Origin of the sequence: Streptomyces colwelliae (assembly GCF_048158785.1) — a bacterium.
GTDB lineage: Bacteria > Actinomycetota > Actinomycetes > Streptomycetales > Streptomycetaceae > Streptomyces.
Map to the genome: position 1 here is coordinate 1 of NZ_JBLTJC010000826.1, position 1,052 is coordinate 1,052.

Sequence of the window (1,052 nt, forward strand, 5' to 3'; positions counted from 1 at the left end):
GGGGTGGGGAGTTGGCGGGTCGTGTCGGTCCAGGGTCTCGCCCCGCTGCCGCGCTTCCGGGACCGCCAGGCCACGCCGACCGTCGCCTGGCCGGCGGCGATGGCGGTGGCGAGGTGGGCGACGGTGGCGCACGAACCCCCGCCCCCGTAACCGATCTTGCTGAAGAAGGTCAGGTCCCCGAAGCCGACCGCCTTCGCCAGTTCGACCTCGTCGGTCTCCTCCATCGTGTAGGAGGCGAGGGCGTCCACCTCGCCGGGGGAGATCCCCGCGTCGTCGAGGGCGGCGAGCACGGCACGACACGCCAAGGTCCGCTCGTCCTCGGGGAGTTGCTTGGCGAAGGAGGTCTGTCCGATGCCGACGATCGCGGTCGCGTCCTTCAGTCCGGCCATGCGATGTCCGGCCATGCGCTGTCCCGCCATGCTCTGTGCGGCCATGTTTCTGTGCACCTCCGCGTGACACCGGGGCTGCTGACAGGGCGTCAGGCTACAGCTAATCTGACGGGTAGTCAGCTAGCGGGTTTGGGGAGGCCGTTCATGCGCGGAGACGTGGAGTGGGGCACCATCCCGGGCCTGGTGCGGTCCGCCGTGGAGCGGTACGCGGACGCCGAGGCGGTGGTGGAGGGCCGGACGCGGATCTCGTACGCCGAGCTGGGCGCCCGGGTGGAGCGCGCGGCAGCGGCCTGTGTCGCCGCCGGGATCGAGGCCGGCGACCGGGTGGGCATCTGGGCGCCGAACTCGACGGACTGGATCGTCTCGGCGCTCGGCGCGGTGTCGGCGGGCGCGGTCCTGGTGCCGCTGAACACACGCTTCAAGGGGAGCGAGGCCGCGTATGTGCTGCGGAGCAGCGGGGCGCGGCTGCTGTTCGTGACCGGGACGTTCCTGGGGACGTCGTACGTGGCGTCGCTGCGGCGCGCGGCGGCCACGCCGCGCTGTCCGTGGCTCGCGCGGATGCGGTCCAGCGAGGTGAACTCGATCGGATAGCCGAGGGCGTCGCCGGGCCGATTCGACCGTCACCCAGGGAACCCGTGACGAGTTCTGGCTCTGGAGCATGAC

At 71.7% G+C, this 1,052-nt stretch carries 2 pseudogenes; one reads left to right on the forward strand and one right to left on the reverse strand.

Annotated features, from left to right (window positions below):
- Positions 1 to 389, reverse strand: a pseudogene (locus ACNFOC_RS54630) (lipid-transfer protein); the annotation flags it as partial.
- 144 nt (positions 390 to 533) lie between these two features.
- On the opposite strand from ACNFOC_RS54630, the pseudogene ACNFOC_RS54635 reads away from it, so the two are divergent.
- Positions 534 to 920: pseudogene (locus ACNFOC_RS54635) on the forward strand (AMP-binding protein); the annotation flags it as partial.
- Positions 921 to 1,052 lie beyond the last annotated feature (132 nt).